This window comes from Actinoplanes sp. ATCC 53533, assembly GCF_003947245.1.
Genome location: NZ_QHHV01000605.1, coordinates 1 through 779, shown reverse-complemented (window position 1 = coordinate 779; position 779 = coordinate 1). Strand labels below are relative to the sequence as shown.

2 protein-coding genes are annotated in these 779 nt (G+C 65.3%); both read left to right on the top strand.

Going from position 1 to position 779, the window contains the following annotated elements:
- The coding region (locus DMB66_RS60260; protein ID WP_233625645.1) for a hypothetical protein at window positions 1-360 on the top strand (360 nt) is incomplete at its 5' end.
- A 44-nt stretch (window positions 361-404) separates the two neighbouring features.
- Window positions 405-779, top strand: a 375-nt coding sequence (locus DMB66_RS60255) for a hypothetical protein (protein WP_233625644.1), incomplete at its 3' end; no start/stop codon positions are given.

Genomic DNA, 779 nt, shown 5'->3' with positions numbered 1-779 from the left:
TTCCTTCGGGTCCAGCCCAGGGCCGCCCTCGCGGCAATCGAAAAGGAGGCCATCCGGCGCATGGGACGTGGCGTGCGCCGCGGGCAGGTGGCCGAGCTGCGTATCCTCGAGCCGGGTCTCTGGTCAGCACATTCTGGATCGATCTGGGAGATGGAGCTCCGGTTGGCTGAAAAGCAGGGTGCAGAGCTCCGAATTCTTGCCCCCGACGAGCCCGAGGCTCGCGCCGCGTTCGAGGCGACCCACGCCGAGAAGGTGCATAGGCGCAAGGAATTGCTTGCCACTCTTGCGCCACACGTCGGTCTGTTTGCCAACGAGGACGCGGACGACAGCGTCGAAGAGAGCGTGGAGGACGGCACGTGACGACGGCGGGACCTGGGGCTACGGCGGTCGAGTTCGGTGGTCCCGTGTCCGCGTGCCTCGAGACGGATCTTCGCGCGCGGGTGCGCCAGCAGGGTGTGGTCGTATGGCTTGACCAGGCCGGGCATTACAACGAGTTCGTCGATCGACTCAAGGTGTTACATGAGTCCGGCTCGCTGCCCTACGAGATTCACGCGTTCCGAGGCAGCTATCTGTCGTTGATGTTGGCGCTCGACGACGTCGCTGCCGGTACCGAGAAGGTGCCGTTGGTCGTCCACTTGCCCGGCTTCACCGAAGAGACCGTACGCAGCACACCGTTGTTCGAGCTCTACGCGGCCGGCGTGCGATACCGCAAGGCGCTTGACACCCTCGTCACCGAGGCTGCGGCCGGACGGGTGCGCCCGGATCAGATCGCCTCGTTT